Annotated in this window: 19 protein-coding genes and 2 pseudogenes; 8 read left to right on the forward strand and 13 right to left on the reverse strand. The window is 47.3% G+C overall.

Going from position 1 to position 20,933, the window contains the following annotated elements; translation table 11 throughout:
• Positions 1–727 precede the first annotated feature (727 nt).
• From KVT34_RS10665 to KVT34_RS10680, 4 genes are all read left to right on the forward strand, one after another.
• A complete protein-coding gene (locus KVT34_RS10665) occupies positions 728–1,924 on the forward strand; it encodes an RCC1 domain-containing protein (protein WP_254634769.1) in 1,197 nt (398 codons plus the stop codon).
• Between the two features lie 63 nt (positions 1,925–1,987).
• The gene (locus tag KVT34_RS10670; protein WP_217558597.1) at positions 1,988–3,157 is read left to right on the forward strand and encodes a hypothetical protein; all 1,170 of its coding nucleotides are present in this window, start codon (positions 1,988–1,990) and stop codon (positions 3,155–3,157) included.
• 434 nt (positions 3,158–3,591) lie between these two features.
• Positions 3,592–4,065: a MarR family transcriptional regulator gene (locus KVT34_RS10675; protein WP_217558598.1), complete on the forward strand. Its 474-nt coding sequence runs from the start codon at positions 3,592–3,594 to the stop codon at positions 4,063–4,065.
• Positions 4,066–4,222: 157 nt separating this feature from the next.
• Positions 4,223–5,458, forward strand: coding sequence for an MFS transporter (locus tag KVT34_RS10680; RefSeq protein ID WP_217558599.1), 1,236 nt, complete (start codon positions 4,223–4,225; stop codon positions 5,456–5,458).
• Between the two features lie 120 nt (positions 5,459–5,578).
• On the opposite strand, the gene KVT34_RS10685 is transcribed toward KVT34_RS10680, so the two are convergent.
• The gene (locus tag KVT34_RS10685; RefSeq protein ID WP_217558600.1) at positions 5,579–6,259 is read right to left on the reverse strand and encodes a TetR/AcrR family transcriptional regulator; all 681 of its coding nucleotides are present in this window, start codon (positions 6,257–6,259) and stop codon (positions 5,579–5,581) included.
• Between the two features lie 141 nt (positions 6,260–6,400).
• Here KVT34_RS10685 and KVT34_RS10690 point away from each other — a divergent pair, with 141 nt between their 5' ends.
• Positions 6,401–7,753 carry an MATE family efflux transporter gene (locus tag KVT34_RS10690; RefSeq protein ID WP_217558601.1) on the forward strand — a complete coding sequence of 451 codons (1,353 nt, stop codon included), beginning with the start codon at positions 6,401–6,403 and terminating at the stop codon, positions 7,751–7,753.
• A 195-nt stretch (positions 7,754–7,948) separates the two neighbouring features.
• Here the strand turns inward: KVT34_RS10690 and KVT34_RS10695 are convergent, their stop codons facing one another.
• Positions 7,949–8,530 carry a TetR/AcrR family transcriptional regulator gene (locus KVT34_RS10695; protein WP_217558602.1) on the reverse strand — a complete coding sequence of 194 codons (582 nt, stop codon included), beginning with the start codon at positions 8,528–8,530 and terminating at the stop codon, positions 7,949–7,951.
• A gap of 189 nt (positions 8,531–8,719) precedes the next feature.
• On the opposite strand from KVT34_RS10695, the pseudogene KVT34_RS10700 reads away from it, so the two are divergent.
• Together KVT34_RS10700 and KVT34_RS10705 are read left to right on the forward strand one after the other, a co-directional pair.
• A pseudogene (locus KVT34_RS10700) lies at positions 8,720–8,860 on the forward strand (diadenylate cyclase); the annotation flags it as partial.
• Between the two features lie 259 nt (positions 8,861–9,119).
• On the forward strand, positions 9,120–10,067 hold the full coding sequence (locus KVT34_RS10705) for an ABC transporter substrate-binding protein (protein ID WP_217559264.1): 948 nt from the start codon (positions 9,120–9,122) through the stop codon (positions 10,065–10,067).
• Between the two features lie 69 nt (positions 10,068–10,136).
• Here the strand turns inward: KVT34_RS10705 and KVT34_RS10710 are convergent, their stop codons facing one another.
• Positions 10,137–11,654 (reverse strand): monooxygenase, encoded by a 1,518-nt coding sequence (locus tag KVT34_RS10710; RefSeq protein WP_217558605.1) that lies wholly within the window; start codon positions 11,652–11,654, stop codon positions 10,137–10,139.
• 24 nt (positions 11,655–11,678) lie between these two features.
• Entirely contained in the window at positions 11,679–12,080 is a 402-nt protein-coding gene (locus tag KVT34_RS10715) for a RidA family protein (protein ID WP_217558606.1), read from the reverse strand.
• A gap of 299 nt (positions 12,081–12,379) precedes the next feature.
• Here KVT34_RS10715 and KVT34_RS10720 point away from each other — a divergent pair, with 299 nt between their 5' ends.
• Positions 12,380–12,856, forward strand: a complete 477-nt coding sequence (locus tag KVT34_RS10720; RefSeq protein ID WP_217558607.1) for a MarR family transcriptional regulator — start codon at positions 12,380–12,382, stop codon at positions 12,854–12,856.
• 336 nt (positions 12,857–13,192) lie between these two features.
• On the opposite strand, the gene KVT34_RS10725 is transcribed toward KVT34_RS10720, so the two are convergent.
• The 9 genes and pseudogenes from KVT34_RS10725 to KVT34_RS10765 form a co-directional block, all read right to left on the reverse strand.
• Positions 13,193–13,678 (reverse strand): hypothetical protein, encoded by a 486-nt coding sequence (locus KVT34_RS10725; RefSeq protein ID WP_254634770.1) that lies wholly within the window; start codon positions 13,676–13,678, stop codon positions 13,193–13,195.
• Between the two features lie 483 nt (positions 13,679–14,161).
• Positions 14,162–14,824 (reverse strand): nitroreductase family protein, encoded by a 663-nt coding sequence (locus KVT34_RS10730; RefSeq protein ID WP_217559266.1) that lies wholly within the window; start codon positions 14,822–14,824, stop codon positions 14,162–14,164.
• Between the two features lie 134 nt (positions 14,825–14,958).
• Positions 14,959–15,372, reverse strand: coding sequence for an RrF2 family transcriptional regulator (locus KVT34_RS10735; protein WP_217558608.1), 414 nt, complete (start codon positions 15,370–15,372; stop codon positions 14,959–14,961).
• A 173-nt stretch (positions 15,373–15,545) separates the two neighbouring features.
• Positions 15,546–16,460: an NAD(P)/FAD-dependent oxidoreductase gene (locus KVT34_RS10740; RefSeq protein WP_217558609.1), complete on the reverse strand. Its 915-nt coding sequence runs from the start codon at positions 16,458–16,460 to the stop codon at positions 15,546–15,548.
• Positions 16,461–16,514: 54 nt separating this feature from the next.
• Positions 16,515–17,414, reverse strand: a complete 900-nt coding sequence (locus tag KVT34_RS10745; protein ID WP_217558610.1) for a class I SAM-dependent methyltransferase — start codon at positions 17,412–17,414, stop codon at positions 16,515–16,517.
• 140 nt (positions 17,415–17,554) lie between these two features.
• Positions 17,555–18,726, reverse strand: a pseudogene (locus KVT34_RS10750) (MFS transporter).
• A 169-nt stretch (positions 18,727–18,895) separates the two neighbouring features.
• Positions 18,896–19,369, reverse strand: coding sequence for a DinB family protein (locus tag KVT34_RS10755; RefSeq protein ID WP_217558611.1), 474 nt, complete (start codon positions 19,367–19,369; stop codon positions 18,896–18,898).
• A gap of 57 nt (positions 19,370–19,426) precedes the next feature.
• The gene (locus tag KVT34_RS10760; RefSeq protein ID WP_217558612.1) at positions 19,427–20,059 is read right to left on the reverse strand and encodes a ThuA domain-containing protein; all 633 of its coding nucleotides are present in this window, start codon (positions 20,057–20,059) and stop codon (positions 19,427–19,429) included.
• 174 nt (positions 20,060–20,233) lie between these two features.
• Entirely contained in the window at positions 20,234–20,635 is a 402-nt protein-coding gene (locus tag KVT34_RS10765; RefSeq protein WP_217558613.1) for an Rrf2 family transcriptional regulator, read from the reverse strand.
• Positions 20,636–20,933 lie beyond the last annotated feature (298 nt).

A 20,933-nucleotide genomic window follows, 5' to 3' on the forward strand; every position in this document is an offset into this window, starting at 1 on the left:
AATCTCTATTTTCGCCACACAAAGGCCGTACGGTCATTTGTGTGGTTTTTTTGCGTTAAAAAAGAAGGAAAATGAATTGATGAAACTATGGCACTATGCGTTGATCGTTTTTTTATTCCAACTTGTTTGGATCGGGGCTCTGTTGGAGTGGGTACTCCATAAGAAAAGCCGACGGAAAACGATACATGTTCTTGTCTTTGATTTGGGACAAGCACATGTATCGTTAAAACAAAAAAGCCGTAACCATGCGGCTCCTTTACGTTCTAAGTTCTTGTCCTTCGACAACTTCAGACATCGTTCCTGCTTGAGGCGTCTGCACGTTCCCCCCAACTTCACCTTGAACGATGTGGTTATCGGGATAACCTGAGGTTTATTCCAATAAGCATTTGAGGGGAACATTTTTAAAGCTTAAATTTAGACTCTACTTTGGTAAAAAAATCAAATCTATCTATATTTATCTGCTTGTAGAGGTGCTAATCGTATTTTGGAGCTTACCCGCTACCTCGCGTGAAAACAGATCACCTTAATCTTTCTTCTATATGTGTCATAAAGTCAAATAATGTTAATTAATATATTAATTGACAATCATAAATTCTTGCTGGTACATTGAAGGAGGATGTGATTCGCCTACAAGACGGAGAGGAGCTGGTCTATGGTAATCAATCGGTTACAGCCGTTTCGGAACATGGAATCTCTTTCAAAAATTTGAGATGGGTGGTGTATCGTGTTGAACACATTTAAAAAACGTTTCTGGAACGTAATCGCCAAAAATCGTATGCATACTGCCGCATTGATTTCTGTCTTGACGCTTGCCTCTTCTCCAATTCCTGCAAGTGCAGCGATAAATGTGTATGATTCATTACTCTCAGCCGGCGAATCCACAACATTTTTGGTCAAATCCGACGGCTCCGCTTTTTATGCCGCAGGCAGCAACGCCAGCGGAAAATTGGGTTATACCGGATCTACCAGCAATCAGACGGTTCCCGTTCAAAGCGTAGGGACAGATATCGCCATGGTTGACGCCGGACTGAGCCACAGTGTGTTATTAAGAAAAGATGGCACAATATGGTCTTGGGGAAGCGCAACTTACGGAGAGACGGGCACCGGTCTGAAGACAGGCGTCTCCAATCCTCCTGTTCAAAATGTGTTCCTTAACAATGTGAAGGAAGTAAGAGCGGGAAATAACTTTACGCTCGCGTTGAAACAAGACGGGACCGTGTGGGCATACGGCAAAAACAGCGACGGACAACTAGGGATCGGCACGAAAGATTACTCACTCAAGCCCCTGCAAGTATTGGGAATCTCTGATATCGTAGCTATTGACGCCGGCGATGATTTCGGTGCCGCCTTGAGCAGCGACGGTTCCCTTTGGGTCTGGGGCAACGGAGCTTACGGTGCCCTCGGGCAAGGCGACAAGGCGGATCAGCTCCTCCCCGTTCGTTATCCGCTCGATAACGTCCAGGATTTTGCCGTCGGTTCTGACCGCATCTATGTTCTGGCGGACGGTTTCCTGTACGGCTCAGGTTCAAATACTTCGGGCAAATTGGGCGACGGCACGACCACTACCAGGCTCTCGCCGACATTTATCAACATCTCTAACGTAGCCGATATCGATGCCGGCGATACGCAGACGCTTGTGCTCAAAACCGATGGCACCGTCTGGGCGTGGGGACAAAACACGAACGGTGAAGTCGGCGATGGTACTAAGCAGAACGCAAAGGTACCCGTTCAAGTGATCGATACTTCGGCACTGCCACTGACCGATGTAATCGCCATTGACGCCGGAGGAACTCATTCACACGCTCTTAAAGCAGACGGCACGCTGTGGTCTTGGGGCAGCAATGCTAGCGGCCAGTTGGGGACCGGAAACAGCGTCTCGGAGCGTTTCGCCTCGCGCTCCAAGTTTCCGAATCCGTTCCGGTAAGCCGGGGACTTGTAACGAAGCACGAAGCAGCTGTGAATCTATAGGTATACGGAGGTAACCTGTATGAATAAAAAAATAATTTTCGGCGCATCTCTGGCGCTGCTGATTGCGCTGGGAGTTTTTCCTGCGGCACCGGGCGTTCAGGCGAAAGATAAGTCCCTATCCAGCATAAATGAACTGCGCAGCCTAGCAGTCAATCCGGATCATAAGGTCAACATTCTGCTTTACAACGAAGGCGGAAAAATTGAACGCGAATTCCACTCTGACGGTCTAGAAGTGACTTATACGTACGAGAAAAACGGAAACATGCAGGAGTCGGCCGACAACAAGGGCGGGAAACAAAAATATGTGGATAAGGGAAACTTCGTCGAAGTGGTTGAATACCAGAATGGAATCGAAAAGTCGCGACGGAATCTCTCCGAAAAAAATAAAAAAGCAAAAATTCGTCCCCTGAACGAGCAGTTGCTTGAAGAGAAGAGCAAAATCGATAATTGGAAGAAAAACGAGTCATTGGGATTTACAGATCAGAGCCTTACTCAGTACGAAGATTATAAGGTCAACAACATTCTCTTGAATGACTTGGTCCCGAAATCCTGTCCGTGTAAAAGTGGCAGCGATCCGTTCATTAACTTTGAATCCTTAAAGCAGACTGAAATTCAATCCTTTTTTGAGGGAAAAAATTCGATTCTTAAAGATGCTGTTCAAATTTGGAGGAAAAAAGCTGACGGAAGCGTGATCGAAATTGACAAAACGGTGCTCCCATCCGAGGCGATTTATAATGCGGCCGTAAAATCAAGAATGAATCCCAAAGTAGTCATTGCCTCCTTGCAGAAAGAATCGTCCCTGATCTCTGCCCCGCCGGATAGTGTCAGCAGCTCCAGCCGCAGATTTTATTATGCTCTCGGATACGGAGCCACGGACGGCGGAGATCTTTTGGGAACAAGCGGCTTTGACGTACAGATCGAAAAGGGGACGCAATTATTTAAAGATTTGTGGTTCGAGGCTCCGTCTACAAATTACCCGGTCCTTGTGAAAGAAATTAATTACAATAAGACTGTCACTTCCAATGGGGTTATCTATAAAAATTATATTTGGGTCAAAAACTATGGAACGTGGGCGATGTACAAATATACGCCGCATGCCATCGATTCAAAGCTGCTTCCGACCGTTGGCGGGGGGAACTACTTATTCTACCAGGTGTTTAAAGGTTACTGGGGGACGGACTGGAATTAGTATAGGTATTCCGAGACGTCCTCTGCTGCCTAGCAGAAATACGGCGATCTTAACTACTGAGCGGCCTCTAAAGGCCGCTCCAGACTGTCGGTAGCTTTCTTTTTCTGCGTTGCCTGGTACATTGATCTATCTCTCCCCTCCCTCCCCTGACATTTCAGACTTGACTGGTATTGCACTTACTCTCTGGTTGTTCCCCAATCCTTTCTACAGATGCAATCCATTATTCTCATAACTTATCAAGAAAGCATCTGGCCTGAATGTTCCATCTACGATGCCACTCGCATAGCCCGGACGGTCTGTACTCCAACTCCGGAAACTTTTGGCTCTTTTTTGACGTAAACCTCTATCCCTCAAATAATTGTTTAATATTGTTGAAATAGAAACAAAAATTTGAATATACTAGTGTTAATGCGCAACGGGTTGGAGGACAGGCCATGAACAAAGAAGAACAGGTCCTAACGGGTTTCAGGGACTTATTTAACAAGCTGGTTTGGCTTAATAAGGGGAAGATGGAAAACAGTCTTAAGGGGTATAAGCCTTCTGAAGTACACTGCATCGAATACATTGAAAAAAATGTGGATTCCAACGTGACAAAACTTGCGGAGTCCTTTTATATGACTCGCGGTGCCATCAGTAAAATAACTAAGCAGCTCTTAAAAAAAGGCCTTATCGAAAGCTACCGGAAGCCGGATAACAAGAAAGAAATTTATTTTAGGCTTACTGAGAAAGGGAAAGTCATTTATACCATTCATGAGGACCTGCACAAAGAGTTTCAAGAGCGGGATAAAGCGGTATTCGAACAGATAACCGATGAGCAATTTGACAGTATGCTTAGCTTTGTGGAAACGTACAGCAGACATTTGGATGCTGAAATTAAGAAACGTGGTATAAGTATTGAGTCGGAATAAAATTTTGAATCATGAAAATGAAATCACAGGCAGCCGGGCTCTATCTAGAGCGGGCTGCCTTTTTATGGCTTTTATTTTGTTGACGCGGAAACAAAAATGTAATACGATAAGTTTGTTTCCGAGGAATCAAAACAACGAGTTTTGAGAGGAGAATGTCATGTTCAAATTCAGATCACACCATGAACAGGACCCAGAACAAACCATAGATAAACACGCTTTACTATTCGGTCTTATCTCTGTATCTCTTTGCGGAATAGGCTTCAGTATTATCACACCTGTCGTCCCGTTCTTAGTGCAGCCTTATATAAGCAATCCGGGAGAACAAGCTATAGTTGTTACGCTGCTGACCTCTGTTTATGCCTTGTGCGTGTTTTTTGCAGCCCCCGTACTTGGAGCTTTGAGCGACAAATATGGCCGTCGTCCATTGCTCTTGATATGCCTCTTGGGTTCCGCAGTCGGATACTTCGTTTTTGGCATAGGCGGAGCTCTATGGGTACTATTTGCCGGGCGCATCATAGAAGGTATAACAGGCGGGAGTATTGGCACGATCTTCGCCTATTTTGCCGATATCATTCCTCCGGAACAGAGAACCAAATACTTTGGCTGGCTAAGCGCGATCGTAGGCGTAGGCACCGTCATCGGCCCGACTGTAGGCGGATTACTTGCCAAGTTCGGTTATTCTGTACCGATGTATTTTGGAGCCGTCATAACTTTATTGAATGTTGTTTATGGATTCTTTTTTATGCCTGAGAGTCTTAAGGCGAAGAATAGACTGAAAGAGATTACCTTTGGAAGACTGAATCCATTTACACAGCTTGCAAGCCTGCTTTCCATGAAAAACTTAAGAAGGCTGCTTGTCTCAGCGTTCTTGCTTTGGGTACCTAACGGATCTTTACAGGCCGTTTTTTCACAATTCACAATGGATACGTTCAACTGGAAACCCGCACTGATCGGACTTATGTTCTCAATCATGGGCGTCCAAGATATCATTTCACAAGGTTTCATCATGCCGAAGCTGTTGAGAAAGCTTACTGATAAACAGATAGCGATTCTTGGAATGGTTTCGGAGATTATAGGCTACAGTCTTATTGCGCTGTCTGCTTTGTTCTCCTTCTATCCTCTTCTAATCGCGGGTATGTTTATGTTTGGGTTTGGCGATTCGATCTTTGGGCCTTCATTCAACGGGATGCTCTCCAAGTCTGTCGATTCCAGTGAACAAGGAAGGATTCAAGGAGGCAGCCAATCTATTCAGGCTTTGGCAAGAATGGTCGGGCCTGTCATTGGAGGTCAAATCTATGTATCACTTGGTCATGCCGCACCCGCTTTTATGGGGATGATCCTTATAGCGGCGGCCATACCCGTTTTATATAAGAGGACGTATGTAACCAGCTAAACTGGCTTCATAAAAGTTTGCGGAACGGCCCTTTCTTTGATCCCCCGTTTACAGAGGGCAAAAGATTATAAACCATATTGAAAACGCTCATTCCGATAACCGGATGAGCGTTTTTGCATCCTACTTCTCCTGCTCCTTGATCACCTGCTCAATCCCGAGCAGAATCAGCCTAAGGCCAAACTCGAACGCCTTGTCAGTCCCCATCAGTTCGAACAGCCCGTTCGTGAACATTCTCCGGAACAGTCCCGCATCCGTCTCGCTCATGGAGTCCAGAAGACGGTCCATTTCCCCGACCGGAAGCTCCTTCTGGTCCTTCAGGATAGCGGTAACGTTGCGTTGATGCTGATAATCGTCCAGAACGAAATAGTAGACGTAGTTCACAAGGGTGAGAATGACTTGCATCTTCTGCTCTTGGTCAAGCGGCGTTGACTCCACGCAGAGCAGCATACGGTTGGTGAACCGGATGATATCCGGTTCGTGGGGTAGCGTCATCATCATGAGCTGTGTGGAGCAAGGATACCGGCTGAGCACACTCCGTACCGTTACCGCAAGTCCCGTCAACTGCTCCTTCCAATCCCCCTCGGAGCGGAACTCCTCCAGGATCAATTTCGATACCTGATTGGCCAGACGCTGGTACAGATCCTGCTTGCTCTTGAAATACCAGTACAGAGAGGGAGCCTGGATCCCAAGCCGGTCGGCCAATCGTCTCATGCTGAATTTCTCGATGCCACCTTCTCCTAGAAGTTCCCAGGAGGTTTCCAAAATCTTATCCTCCGAAATCTGAGGCTGCTGCTTTTTCATCGGTATCCGCCCTTTTATCTAACAGTGTAAGTTTATGCTTTACAGGTTTATAAGTTCATGATATCATCTAACACTGTAAGGTTCAACCTTACAGTGTTAGATGGTCGTATTCCAAATTATATAAAGAAAGTAGTGACCTACATGGATGCAGAGAACCTCCATTACTTTGAAAAAGCACCGATCGCAAAAGCCGTAGCCCATTTCGCTGTACCGATGATGCTAGGCACGTCAATGAGTGTCATCTATTCCATCTTGAACGCCTATTTCCTCGGTACACTGGGCAATACGGCCATGTTAACCGCACTCGCACTAACTTTGCCGTTATTTGCAGCCATTATGGCGCTAGGCAACTTGATTGGCATCGGCAGCGGTACATTCATCTCCCGTTTGCTGGGAGAGAAAAAATATGAGGATGTAAAGCATGTGTCTTCATTCGCCTTTTACAGCAGTTTAGTTCTGGGTCTTATCGTGATGGCCGCCGGCCTCCCCTTGATCGATTCAATCGTTCATGGCCTGGGGGCAACGCCAGACTCTTTCGGATTCACGAAAGACTATGTCACGATTATGCTGATCGGTTCACCATTTGTCGTTTTATTCTTCACGCTGGAGAATATCGTGCGCTCGGAGGGGGCGGCAATGACATCGATGATCGGTATGATTCTCAGTGTTGTCGTAAATATTATTCTCGATGCGCTAGTCATTTTCGTCTTCCATTGGGACGTGATCGGCGTTGCGTCTGCTACGGTCGTTTCTAACTTGGCTGCGAGTATATTCTACGCCTTTCATATGAGATCTAAGAGCCAGTTCTTAACCGTCTCCATAAAATGGTTCAAGGTTACCAAGGACATTCTGAGCAATGTGATTAAAATCGGAGTTCCCGTCTTTATTATGAGTATCTTTTTGGGTGCCATGTCGCTCATCTTTAACCATTTTCTTGTTGAATATGGGGATCAGTCCGTAGCGGCTTACGGAATTTCATCACGTTTATTGCAATTTCCGGAGTTTATTCTGATGGGGTTATGCGAGGGTGTCGTGCCGCTCATTGCCTTCTCTTTTACGGCGAATAAATTACGCATGAAACATACCATTGGATTTACGATCAAAGTAATTTTGGCATTAGCGGTCGTATTCGGCATCATCGTCTATTTGATTTCCGGCCACTTGATCGGTTTATTTACGAATGACCCGCAATTGATTGAAATGGGCAGCTACATTCTGCATGTGACGTTCTTATCTTTGTTCATTACGGGAATGACCACGTTGTTTACGGGAATCTTCCAAGCGACAGCGCAAGGAACCGCCGCGTTTATTATGTCGGTGATTCAAGGAATTACTCTCATTCCAGTGCTCTATATCGCCAATCGGATGAACGGCTTCCACGGGGTGGTCTGGTCGCTCGTCATTGCGGATGCCGTCGCGTTCCTTGTCGGTGCCATTATGCTGTATGCTTTGCGGAACAAATTGCAGCCGGATTTGGATCATTTGGTACAGTAGTAACCTATAACAAGCAAAAAAAGCAGGATAGGGGCACTCCCCGATCCTGCTTTTTTTGGGTCAAAAAAAGGGAAACACCGCCCATCTGCGGGAACTTGCTTATTCGGTGCCCCCATCGCCGCATTCGCCGGCCGGTCATTATTCGGTGACAAAGAGCGGGCCTCTCATTTCCTAGCGAGCAGGACCGCTTCGGCTTTATAGGTACGCCCGGATCGAAGCGGTCAAATCGCTAACCACACGTCCGATTTGTTCCGGTGTCAGATGAAAATCGTTCAGCGTCCATTCGATCAGCATCATATGCACGATGGAGGATAGCGATTTGCCGGCGTACAGCCCATGTGTATGAAGCGCTTCCTCCCCGTTTCCGCCCGGCTCACCTCTTCTGGTCGCGAGCAGCTCGTCGAAGTAGTCACAAATGCTTTTATAAATGAGCTGCCTGATCTTGCGGTCTTTGGTCAAAATACTATGGATTAAGGCGGCGGGGGCATTGCGCTGCCAATTGCGAAACAGCAGGACGAACATCTCTTCGTCGAACGTGGCCTTCATCCCCACGCCAACATCATGCCACATCCCTTTCATAAAACCGTCCAAATAGTTTAGCAGGATGAGGTCCTTGTCTTGAAAGTTGCGATAAACGGTTTGCCGTGCAAGCCCGGCCCTATCCGCGATCTCGGTGATCGATATGTGGGAGTACTCTTTTTTTTCCATAAGCTGAAACAAAGCCGTTTGAATCCATTCCTGCGATCGTAGAGCAAGCTTACCTGACTGCGCGTTCAACGTGTGCCACATCCTCTTATCGTGTAAATTCCGATCTTATTCATTCAACCGTCGCCACATGAAAAGCTTTCTCGTAACCGATACAACTATACCATAGGTTACACTTGCAGCAGGAATGCTTGTACAAAAAACCATCTTGCTGCGAAAAAGTTTCCAAAGGAGAGCCGTTTTATACGTAGATTTGCCGGTAAAAAAATGGGCACGCGACATCGCGCCGCGCTTGGGCTACTCGGGCGGCGCGATGCTCTCGTTCTCGTTGTCCCCGAACGAACGGGCAGATTTCCTGCCGCCTTAAACGGACACCCTTGCCTGTTACGATCCGCAAAGTAAAGTAAACATTGAAAGTGTGACACATTCTCTTAAGTGTCTATTTTTACTCCCATTTCCTCGACAAGCATTGCAACCCAAAAGGTTTTATATTAAGGTAAACAAGGATCACACGTGTGACAACTGTAACGTTTGTTTTCATGGAGAGACGCATCGTTTAAATCAAGGGAGTCGTATGTAAACTTCTATTGAGAATGATAATCATTTTTACAAATTAGGGAAACCGAAAGGGGTATTACTGTTGGGAAAATCAAAAAAATGGATGGCGCTGCCTCTCCTCCTCCTCATGTCCTTACTTGTCGCAGCCTGCGCCAAACCGAACGCATCCCAGCCGCCGGAAGAGAAAAGCAGCGGAGCACCGGTCCGCATGATTAAACATGCGATGGGCGACACGCCCGTTACCGGAACGCCGCAGCGCGTCGTCGTGTTGACGAACCAGGGCACCGAATCTTTATTGGAGCTTGGCATTAAACCGGTCGCTGCGGTAAAGTCGTGGATTGGCGAGCCCTGGTTTGATCATATCAAAGATAAAATGGACGGCGTCAAAGTTATCGGCGACGAGACGCAGCCCAATCTGGAGCTTATTGCCAGTCTGAAACCGGATCTTATTTTAGGAACCAAGGTCCGCCACGAAAAAATATATCCGCAGCTTTCCGCTATCGCGCCAACCGTCTTTACGGAAAATCTCGGCGATAGCATGATTGAAAACTTCGAACTATATGCGAAGGCGCTAAACAGAGAAGCCGAAGGAAAAGCGGCTCTCGATAGCTACAACAATGCCATTGAGCAAACGAAAGCGGCCCTGGGCGATAAAACGAACATGCGTGTTTCGCTGGCCCGATTCCAACCCGGTAAAGTGCGCGTCTACTACAAAAACAATTTTGCCGGCGTCGTCTTTGAACAGTTGGGTTTTGCCCGCCCGGAGGCTCAAAACAAAGATAAGTTCACCGACGATCTTACAACGGAACAAATGAACGTGCTTGACGGCGATGTGTTCTTCTATTTCACTTCCGACCGCAAAGGTGAAACCGATGCCTCCAAAACCGCGGACGAATGGCTGAATAGCCCTCTCGGACAAAATCTGAACGTTGTAAAAAAACAACGGGCTTTTAATGTCAATGAAGCGGTGTGGAATACATCGGGCGGCATTATCGCGGCCAAGCTGCTGGTTGAGGACATTAAAGTCCGGTTCGAGAAGCTGAGCTTATAGGCTCCGTGCTTTTACCTTCATCGAATAGAAATAGCTTCCGCCTATTACTTAAGGCGGAAGCTATTTTGTTTAGAACCGGGAAGTAACGTTTCCGCACCAGCGGGCCATCCCTTCCTTCATAGTTTGTCCTGGATTTGGATTTGAGCGGGATATCGCCCAGGCAATATGACCATCCGGCCTGATGAGTGCCGAGTGGACATCGTTCCAATCGTCGCCGGTTACATCCAACGATGCAGACACAACTTGAAGGTTGCGATACTCTTTCCAATTCTGTTCATTGTGTTCATTTTGTTTATCACAATTAAGTTGCAAGAGAAGAAAAGTGCCTTTGTGCAGAAGCTGGTACATGCTAACCCGTTGTTCGTCTTTCAGCCTTAGCGTAATGTCCTTAGCGCGCTTCCCGTTTAGTGGATGGGGCGGTGCTTCGGCGTCTGGCGCATAGTGCACATCAATTGCTGCAATCTGTGCGGAGATTTGATAATTAGCCTCCGGTATGCAGAGAAGCTTGGACAACATGCTTCGCATTTCCAGGATCGGAGGTGTCGTATCCAAAAGCAAGGTCTGGGCCTCGGTATTTCGAAGCAAGGCCGTATTCCATGGGAAGCGTTCCGTATGATAACTGTCCAGCAGCCAGTCCGGAGCCCAGCCCTTAATGGCGCCGGCAAGCTTCCAACCTAAATTCATCGCTTCTTGAAGACCGACATTCATTCCTTGTCCGCCGGCCGGAAAATGAATGTGCGCCGCGTCTCCCGCCAAGAACAATCGGTTATTCCGGTAGCGGCCCGCTTGCCGTGTCGCATTACCGAACCGGGAGAGCCATCTTGCCTCGGTTAATCCAAAGTCACTTCCTGCCGTGCGGATTAGCGACGACCGAAATTCTTCATACGTCAAAGGTTCGTTCTTAGATACATGGGAACGTTCCGGATCAATGATCAAAACCCGATAGAGATGTTCATTGATCGGCACGACATTGGTTAAACCTTTTTCAGAAATTCGGGATACAACGCTCATGGAAGGCAGCTCGGCCAGAACGGCATCGCCCAGAATAGCGGTGAAGGTCGCATCGGTTCCTTCAAAAGAAATGCCGGCTTGTTTGCGAACCAAGCTTTTGGCCCCGTCGGTTCCGACCACATAAAGCGCTCTTAACGCCGTCTCTCCGTCAGGGCCTGCAAGTTGAACATCGACCCCATCCTCATCCTGATGTACAGATAGTGCCTCAACCTCTCTTCGGATCTCTGCGCCTAGGCCAAGAGCCCATTCTTCGAGCGCTTTCTCCGTCTCACTCTGCGGTAGAAAAAGCGTATAGTTGGAGGTCGAATCCAACACCGAAAAATTCAATGGAGTGTCCAGTCCCGCGAAGTGCCCCCTTGGCAGCGGGCGTCCTTTACTCATTAGCTTCGACTTCACGCCCCGCATATCCAATATTTCGAGTGTCCGTGGATGTACGGTAAGCGCGCGGGAGAAAGGAGTCGTTTCTTTTAACCGTTCCACAACGCAAACCTTTATGCCGGCCAATGCCAACTCTCCTGCCAGCATCATGCCGACGGGCCCGCCGCCGATTACAATAACTTCATAGGCATGTTCCATACGTATAACCTCTTTTCTTAACTATTAGGGGAAAGTAACGATAGCGTCTACTTCGATGAGCCAAGCAGGATCGGCCAGTGATTGAACGCCTATATATGTACTTGCCGTCTTCGGCCAGTTCGCTCCAAATACCTGAAGCCCGGCGTCAAATATGACCGAGACCAATTCCGGCCTGTGATTGACCACAAAAATGTTCATTTTAGCCATATGCAGCGGATCCGATCCGGCAGCGTCCAACGCATACTTGAGATTGGTGAACGCTTGAATCGCTTGTGTGCGATAGTTCCCGGAACCCATTAGTTTTCCTGTTTCATCCACCGCCACTTGACCTGAGATGAAGGCTAGCTTTGAGGCCGTAGTTACAACGACATGGGATATGACAGATGTGACTTTATCCGTCAGTGTCTTCGGATTCAATAGTTCCATACAGGAGCACTCCTTCTTCTCTAACGAATGGCTGTTCAAAAGCAAAACAACGTAAATTTACTCCGGGCCGCATCTTCATAAAAACCTCCGATCCTAATTATAGTTTCGATTGAACAAAAGAAAATCAGCTAAAACAAACGGTTTATTTCACCTAAGAATTAAATTATAGTTTCAAGTGAAACAATAATAGTGTAATCCCCTCTTTTCTTTCTGTCAACCTGCAAGAGAGTATATTGTTTCACAGGAAATAATTTGTGATATAATAAACAAACTAAACAAAACGAGGTGCCAGCAAAATCATGGATGCAATCAAGACAAACAAAGCCGCAATTCATGAATGTTTTATTCAAATTCTTCAGCAAAAAGAGCAGTACGAATCCCGGATAACCGGATCTTATCTGGAGGAAATCCGAAAAATCATAGGTGCGGAGTTCAGCTTGAACATGACGGAACTGCACACTATTGCATGCATCGGAGAACAGGAGCCGATTAACGTTACCTCCATCGCGGCCATGCTAAATTTAAGCAAAGGGAACACTTCTAAGGTCACTCATAAATTATTGAATGCAGGGTGGGTTCGAAAAGCCCAGCTCAACGACAATAAGAAAGAAGTGTATTTTCGGCTGACGCCGGTCGGAAAGAAGCTGTTTGCACTTCATGACGAGCTTCATGATAAGGAAGCGCAGAGAATGAACGAATTTTTGGGGAAATATACCGAGGCCGAGCTTGAATTTACCAAGCGGCTGTTTGGCGATCTGGTTGACTTCTATCGCTAGAACGATGACGGAAGTGCTGTACCCTCCCCTATCAAAGTTAATGCGGCATGAGGATTAGACTATGAAACGGTTCAGCGCTTAAGGGGACTATTGGCAAAATAATACGAAAGGAGCTGCCTTAGCAGCCCCTTTCGTATTATTTTGAACAAGTCTTGGATTTCAGCCTAGCTTATTAATATGCACGGCATGATCGCACTGTCTGCATTCTGTCGTTGATGAAATGGCTGATTCAGATTCAGTACGGTATCCTGTGAAGCTTTTGCAAAAAAACAATGCAGATACAACGGATGTTGTACCTGCATTGCAAGATCATATCGCTTCTGTCGTCCTTATTTTTTATTGCCACTTAGTGTCAGAGCTTTTAAGAACAACTTGTCCTTTTGGAAGACCCGACCCACCGTAAATAGTCACGGTATAATTACCTGAAGGAACCGTTGGACTGCTATCATTATTGATTACTTCAACCGATTTACCTGCTTCAACGGTTTTGTCAAAAATAACCTTATTCTTAGCATCGTGCTTTACTTCGATTCTAAAATCTTTTGATCCTGTATTTTTTGCGTACAGTTTAATATTTGGATATCCAACTGTTACGGAATAAGTTGTGCTTGGGTCCACTACATTACCAGTTAAATCCCAAGTTAGTGTATCCTTGATTGCATATGGAGTAATTCCTATGGATTTTAAACCTGCATTTACCGAAACAGCACTAGAATCTCCAGCAAAAAGTGTAGTAGCAGCGCTCGCAGGTGCAACGGAAATTAATAAAGCAGTTGAAAGGATAGTTGCAGAAGCCACTAATTTTGAAAAATTCTTTTTCATTGTGTAACACTCCTTTTTTTGGATTCATAATGAATTTCAGCAATTTCTTAAAAAACCACGACTTTACTACTTACTCCAATACCTGAATTAAATTTTGTGATAATAACTGTCTTCTAATCACTTCCAATCTTTAAGATATTTTACTAAATATTACATTCACATTATACATTTACATTTTCTTAACTTCTAGACCGGCTATGTATCCTGTCATCTGATTACCAAAAAAGGTAATCAGATTACCATTGTTGGACATAGTCAGCAGGCACATGCTTGCGGCTGTCATTAATAATGAACGGCGGTTCATACAGATAGAGCTTCGTAACTCGATCCCCCAGTAAGCTTGCCGCCTCAAGCGCCAACACGGCTCCAGACCCCTCGTTTGCTCTTGAACCCTTAAACCGCTGTCCTTTAAAGCCGCCGGCAAAACAAAAAAGACACCGGGATCCCATCGGCTCCTCCGGCGTCATTTCGTACTGAATATGGTTATGCCTGGGGCATTTCGTTGTAGAAAGTGACATCCTCAATCGGCAATCTTAACGTCGGATGTCCCGGCTTCGCCGCCTTCCCGATGGCGATAAGCATAACGGGAGCGTATCTTTCTGAAATATGGAAGGCTTCCACAAACTTGGCCTCGTCATAGCCGGCCATCGGAACCGTATCGTAACCTTTGGCGCGAGCTACAAGCATGAGCTGCATGGATATCAATCCACCGTCAATGGAAACGATTCGGCGAACAGTCTCCGGAGGCATGCTCGCGAAGATTCCTTGGTAGCGTTCAACGAACGATTTAGCCGTCTCTGCAGGCATGTGACCCGCATCAACTGCCATGCCGTAAATTTTTTCAGCCAATTTACTGCTCTCCAAATCTCCTAACACGGCAATGACGGCCGATGCCTCGAGCACTTGCTGCTGATTATACGCGATCGGAAAAAGCTTTTGCTTCAGCTCCGGCGAGTCGATAACGAGGAACCTCCACGGCTGCAAATTGGCGCTTGAAGGAGCCAGCGTCGCTTGCTGCAAGATTTCGTTCATTTCCTCCCGCGAAATCTTGACTTCGGGATCATAGCTGCGGACGGACCGGCGATCCTTAATAACATCGAAAAACTGCTGCTGCTCCACGGTTAGAGATGGTTGTGTAACGGACATCATTCTCTCCTCCTCAATAATTACTGCGCCTAAGTTAGGCACAGTATATTTTAAATAAAAATGCAGCCGAACGATCAACTGCAATCCATTTTATTACAGTATATAACGTTCCGGCTCACATTGCAATCCGGAATTTAACCTTGCATCAATTCGGCTAACGTATGCTGCTTGAGCAGTTCGACAGTCTGCTTCTGGACTTCTCCCATAATCGCTTCGAGCTTCGCATCGATTTGCAGACCGGTGGCGCAATCGTGTTCAACCCCCTGTTCACAGCAATCCGATTTGACAGCCATATATATATCTGCCAGCGTAATTTGATCCGGCCGGCGCTTCAAATAGTAGCCTCCGCCACGCCCTTCTCTCGCTTCGACAATACCGGTGTGAGTGAGCTGCGCCAATACTCTGCGGAGGAAGGTCGCATGCGATTGTACACAGCCGGCTATGGCCGCGCTGGACAGCATTCCTTCGCATTGGGCAAGCAGAATCAAAGCATGCACGGCAACGCCGAAACGCGGCGGACCGATTTGGGTGCCCCGGTTAGATAGCATAACAACTCCTCCTGTTTACAGCGTACCCCGGAAACGGATGTCCACATATGATATGTAACATTCTATGAAAATACAGCAGATTCCTAGATTCGTCAACGGTGGGCACATTGGGGCCTCCAAAAAAACAGCAGCTCCGGACAAAATCCAGAGCTGCCAGCCGACGATTGGATCATTCATTTATTGCGTTTCCGCCAAGCTTCCTGATTTAATTCTCCGTTGATTGCTGCCCCTGCTGCAGCCCCCGATGCGGCTGCCGCGATGGATTGATGCATGAGTGAAGACGCGTCACCCGCCGCGTAAACGCCAGGGACGCTGGATTTTCCGAATTCGTCGACTTCAATCATCCCCGTATCCGTTGTGCGGCAGCCAAGGGACAGTGGCAATTCCGTTCCCGGAACCAGCTCCGATTTGAAGAAGATTCCCGTGCATGGAATTTCTATTCCATCCTCGAGCGTAACATGGTTCACCATACCCTCGCTGGATAAAATGGCACGAATCGGCGTATCGAATAGCGGAATACCATGATCCCGCAATTCATCGCGTTCAGACTCGCTCAATTCATCGGGGCCATTCGTACAGACGACAAACCGCTTCGTCCACCCCGACAATAAGGGAGCGAAATGCATGAGTGCCGCTCCTCTGCTAATGACAACCAGCGGCTCATCCCTTAATTCCCAACCATCGCAATACGGGCAAACAAATGCACTCCTTCCGTAGACCTCGGCCAATCCCGGAATCTCGAGCTTGCGATCCTTCATGCCTGCGGCAAACAGCAGCTTTTTGCTGGCGATCTTCATCCCTGCGGCCGTCTCCAGCAAGAAGGATCCGTCCTCGCCCGAAATAGACACAACGGTATCTTCCGCCAGGGAAACCGATGGATAGACGCGCAGCTGCTCCTGCGCAATACGACGGAATTCACGCGGGCTGATTCCGTCCCGCGTCAAAAACCCGTGCGCCTCCCGGGTCACCTTATTGCGGGGACGTCCCTCGTCAATGACGATCGTCTGCTTCCTTGCGCGTCCCAGCATAAGTCCGGCGCTCAAACCTGCGGGACCTCCCCCGATAATCGCTACATCCACTTTGTTCATGATTGTTTAGTCCTCCTCGTTAGTATGCTATTCGGTATTTATGGCGACCGCAGGCTAGATCCGGTCTTCTCTGTCGTACATATGCAGATTTTGCAGACGAACAAGCACTTTGCCGAACCGGCCGCCTTGCCGGATTTCCACTTGTTCGCCGGGATAGCGCGTGTCCAAATGACGGGAGACAATATGACGAACCCTCTCGTCCGTCTCGATACCGTACATTTTCAACCACTTGATCGTATCCTTGAATGCCGTCTCCTTTGAGACTGTCGTTGTTTTCATTTCTTCGGTTACCAACGATTGATACGAGTATCCCTTCAGCAGCAGTAATTGGGTCAGGTAAATCATCTCCAAATGCTCGGTCTCTCGGGGGCGATCCGTGACAAGCGGCCATACCTCATCGACCAGGCTGTGCTTCCTGGAACCTACCGACAAACTCATGTAGCAGAACGCTTTCGCGCAGTTCAGCACCTTCTCCACACTGGCCCAATCGATCAGAACCGGGCACATGGAAACAAAGACGAGATCAAACGCCCGCTCCCAACCCCTTGCCTCAAGATCGATGTTTTCGAAAGGTTCGTGCACGACCTTGACTGTTCCCTTCGTCAAGCCCGAACTATTTTGCTCCAGGAGCTCGATCAGTGGACGGGAAGTTTCAACTGCCGTAACATCCGCTCCCCGCTCCGCGAAAGGTACGGAAAAGCCACCCGACGCCGCACCTATATCCAGAACAGTAGATCCCGAAAATTCAACGCCCTGTTCCTCCAGCCAGTTCATAATCCGTTTGGCCCTTCGCCTGCCTTCTTCGCTGAACACCTCTTTATTGAACGACTCGGCTGCTGAATCAAGTGAATGCGCCGGATCGATGCCGGCTCTCTTCATCTTGTTTACTCCCGTATACGGATCTTCCTTCCAGGCTTTTTCCCATACCGCCGAATCAAAGAGTTCATTTCTCATCGTAGTTATCCCCCTTTTTTCTCCTAATAAAGGCTTAAAACGAAGCCCTTGGATAGCGGAAGTCAATTGACGCAAACCTTGGTATCGCGGCAACGGTCCGCAGCAATTTTCGCCGCGTAAACCTTTGCCGTTAGCTGTCGTTATTTCTGCTCCGGTATGTGAACACGTTTCATGAAAAGAGAGAAGACGAAACCTATAATCGCAACGACAATCGCAATTTCGAAAACATTTTGTATGCCCGCTGTCAAAGCCAGCGTCATGTTGGCCGGGTCCGACTGGTCTTCCGTTTGCTTCAGAAAGCTGCTCATGCCCACAGACATGATACTTACCGCAACCGCTGTGCCAATCGCACCCGCCACCTGCTGGACCGTATTCATAATTGCGCTGCCGTGCGGGTAAAGTGAAGGAGGCAGCTGGTTCAGACCATTCGCCTGCGAAGGCATCCAGACCATGGAAATCCCGATCATCAAGAAAGTATGCAGCGCAATGATTTGGGGGATGGTCGCCGTTGTCGTAATTCCGGAGAGAAACCAGAGCACGACGGATACCAAGGCCATTCCTGCGGGAACGACCCATCTTGGCCCGAATTTATCGAATAATCTGCCCATAATCGGTTGCATGACCGCGTTCACAATCCCGCCGGGCAGCAAAACTAGTCCGGTCGAAAAAGCGTTTAGACCGAGGCCTCTAATCAAATACAGGGGCAGCATAAGCATAGCTGCCATCATCACCATTACGGCAATCATAAGCATGACCGTGCCAACCGTGAACATGGGCTGTTTGAATGCCTTCAAATCCATGATGGGCTGTTTCATTCGCAATTGCCGCACCGCAAATATCACAAGGGCCAATATGCCGACAATAAGCGGAATCAAGACCTTGGGCGACCCAAGTCCCCCTTCTCCTTCTCCGGCGCTGCTCAAGGCAAATACAATTCCGCCGAAGCCAAGCGTGGAACAATGACCAGCACGGTGTGAAACATCAGCGGCAGTATGAGCGCTACGCCTGCGGCTTGAATAACCCGGGCAAGCATGAGCAGCTCAAATCCAGGGGCAACCGTCGCCACCGCTGTGCCGAGTAAAGACAACAGGAGCGAAGCCGTGAACAATTGCCTGGTTGAAAACCATTGAAGAAACAACCCCGATACCGGGACCAATATGCCCAGGGTCAGTAAGTAACCGGTCGTCAGCCATTGGGCCGTTGCGGCGGTGATATGAAACAGGTTGATTAAATCGCTGAGCGCTACATTTAAATCCGTCTCGTTAAACATCCCAATAAATCCGCTTAACAGTAAGGAAACCAGGATCGGAATAACTTTTTACTTTTGCACCGCACTATGCTGTGCTTCTGTCGCCACTGCTTGCATACTCTCCACTCTCCCGGTTAAAATCTGATATTTAAGACTTTAAAGGCACTAGATATCTTTAATTGCTTTTAAAAAAAGCGTTATGTATCTACATTCAGTTCCCGGTTTAATGAAATCACTTAGATTTAGCGAGGTTCATTTTCGGCGGGATATACCCGAGCTGCCTGCCCATTTTTAACATTTGTCCTCTATGATGAAATTCGTGGGTGATGGTGTGCGTAAATAGCCACAATTCCGTCAACTCTACGCTGTCACTCTGCCAGGAGGCTTGAACGGTAGGGTCCCATTTGTTTTTAAAATCACTCAGAAATTCATGAACCAGAGCATCCGTTTTCTTAAAAACTTCACGCATTTCCTGTACATTGTCGACGGATTCCGGTTTTATTTTGGGAAGGGATTTACCTAGAGCGCGACTCCCCAACCATACCCGATAACAATCGGCTACATGAGCATGCAGACTGCGAATAGAATCTCCGCCTAAGGTTTCAACTTCTTTAACATAATCTGTAGGGGAAATGGTTTCGCAATAACGAAACAAGGATTCCCTTGTGCGTTGGATCAATTCATACTGGTTTTTGAGTACGTCCATCTTCTCGGTCTCCTTTTGATAATAGGGGTTAAACGGGGGATTTCTCCCCCTGGTTAATTACTCTACGAACCCACGGGCAGCCCACATTCCGCTGTTTCGAATCAGCTTACGTACGGATTCTACCCGGAAAGATGGAAGATGATGCCCCGGCATCAGATATACCACGCGTCCAGAGCCATAGGTATGTGCCCACGCTGCAGGCCACCGCTGGCCATCATGGACATATTCGGCAAGTATAACCGCCGAGTCATGCGGACTCAGCTCGAACCGGAAAGGTTCTTCATCTATCTCAAAATCGCTTAAATTCTCCACAATCGGGTGACTCCCATGATTATATCGAATTGGCAGTGACGTATATTCCGGATGTCCCGTAACCCTTCCGCCGATTAACTTTTCAAGCTCTTCGCTTTGCTGCAGAGAGATGCCGTTGTGAATAGCTAGCAGACCCCCGCCGTTTTTCACATAGGATAGGAGCGCTTGTACCTGATCTTCGGGGATCTCCAGATCCGAAAAGTCCGTGTACGATATGAACAGATCATAGCCCTCCAGCTTATCCTCCTGAAGCACCGCATAATTATCCGTACATTCAACGTCCATAGCCTGTTCAAATATGGCTTGTAATTCGTGATCAATATACGTGAAAGGATGATATTTCGCGTCCTCGTATTGTCCAAGCGCAATGGCTTTCATATTCATAGTCTCCTCTCTTTTCCAATTATCAGGGTTATCCTATTTCCCTCATTTCATTTGAGCCGATAGCCGCGCCATTCACCCCCCTTCTCGAATCAATCCTAGCCATTATAAAACAATATTAACGATATAAAAGATAAATAATATCTTTAATTAACTCAAAAAAAGAAATGTTTAGATGACTATATTCAATTCCCGCACAAGATCAGACATTTTCTGATTTCTCAACTGTTCTTCCATCTTCTCTTCTGCCGATAATACCACCTTTTGAATCGGACAACCGGGTCCGTGTTCGAAACTGCAATCGAACAAGGAGGCCGAGCCTTCAATCGCATGAATGATATCCAGGAACGAAATATTTTCCCAATTACGTTTGAGTCGATAGCCGCCATTCACTCCCGTTATCGATTCAATCATGCCCGCCTTCACCAACTTGGTCAGTATTTTGGACAAATAGGTTGGAGACACACTTTGCCGCTCCGCCAACTGCTGTACACCAATTGGTTTTTGGGGAGTCGCCGCAGTAAGAAAGAGCATCGTATGAAGGGCATAATCGGTAGCCTTAGAGTACTTCATTCATAATCACCTCAAACACAGACTTAACAAGTCTATAATAACTATAATGCTTGATTACGTCAAGCTTCAGCAGGTGAAGGTTTGTTTCGGTCTATTCCATGGCGCTATTCATCCTGTCCAACCAAACTCGTTATTTCTCCCGGAGTTCGACCAGCCTGCCTTCCGGATCCCGCGGACTCATCGCACTGTCACGGTTTTCATGCTTACACTATCCTTTCTGGAAGTACCTATCAATGAAGTGCGTACTGTTTTTTTTTGCGGGTCCACATTTTATACAGGCTTTACTTTAAATAAAGGA

This window comes from Paenibacillus sp. GbtcB18 (genome assembly GCF_019091125.1).
GTDB classification, from domain to species: Bacteria; Bacillota; Bacilli; order Paenibacillales; family NBRC-103111; genus Paenibacillus_F; species Paenibacillus_F chitinolyticus.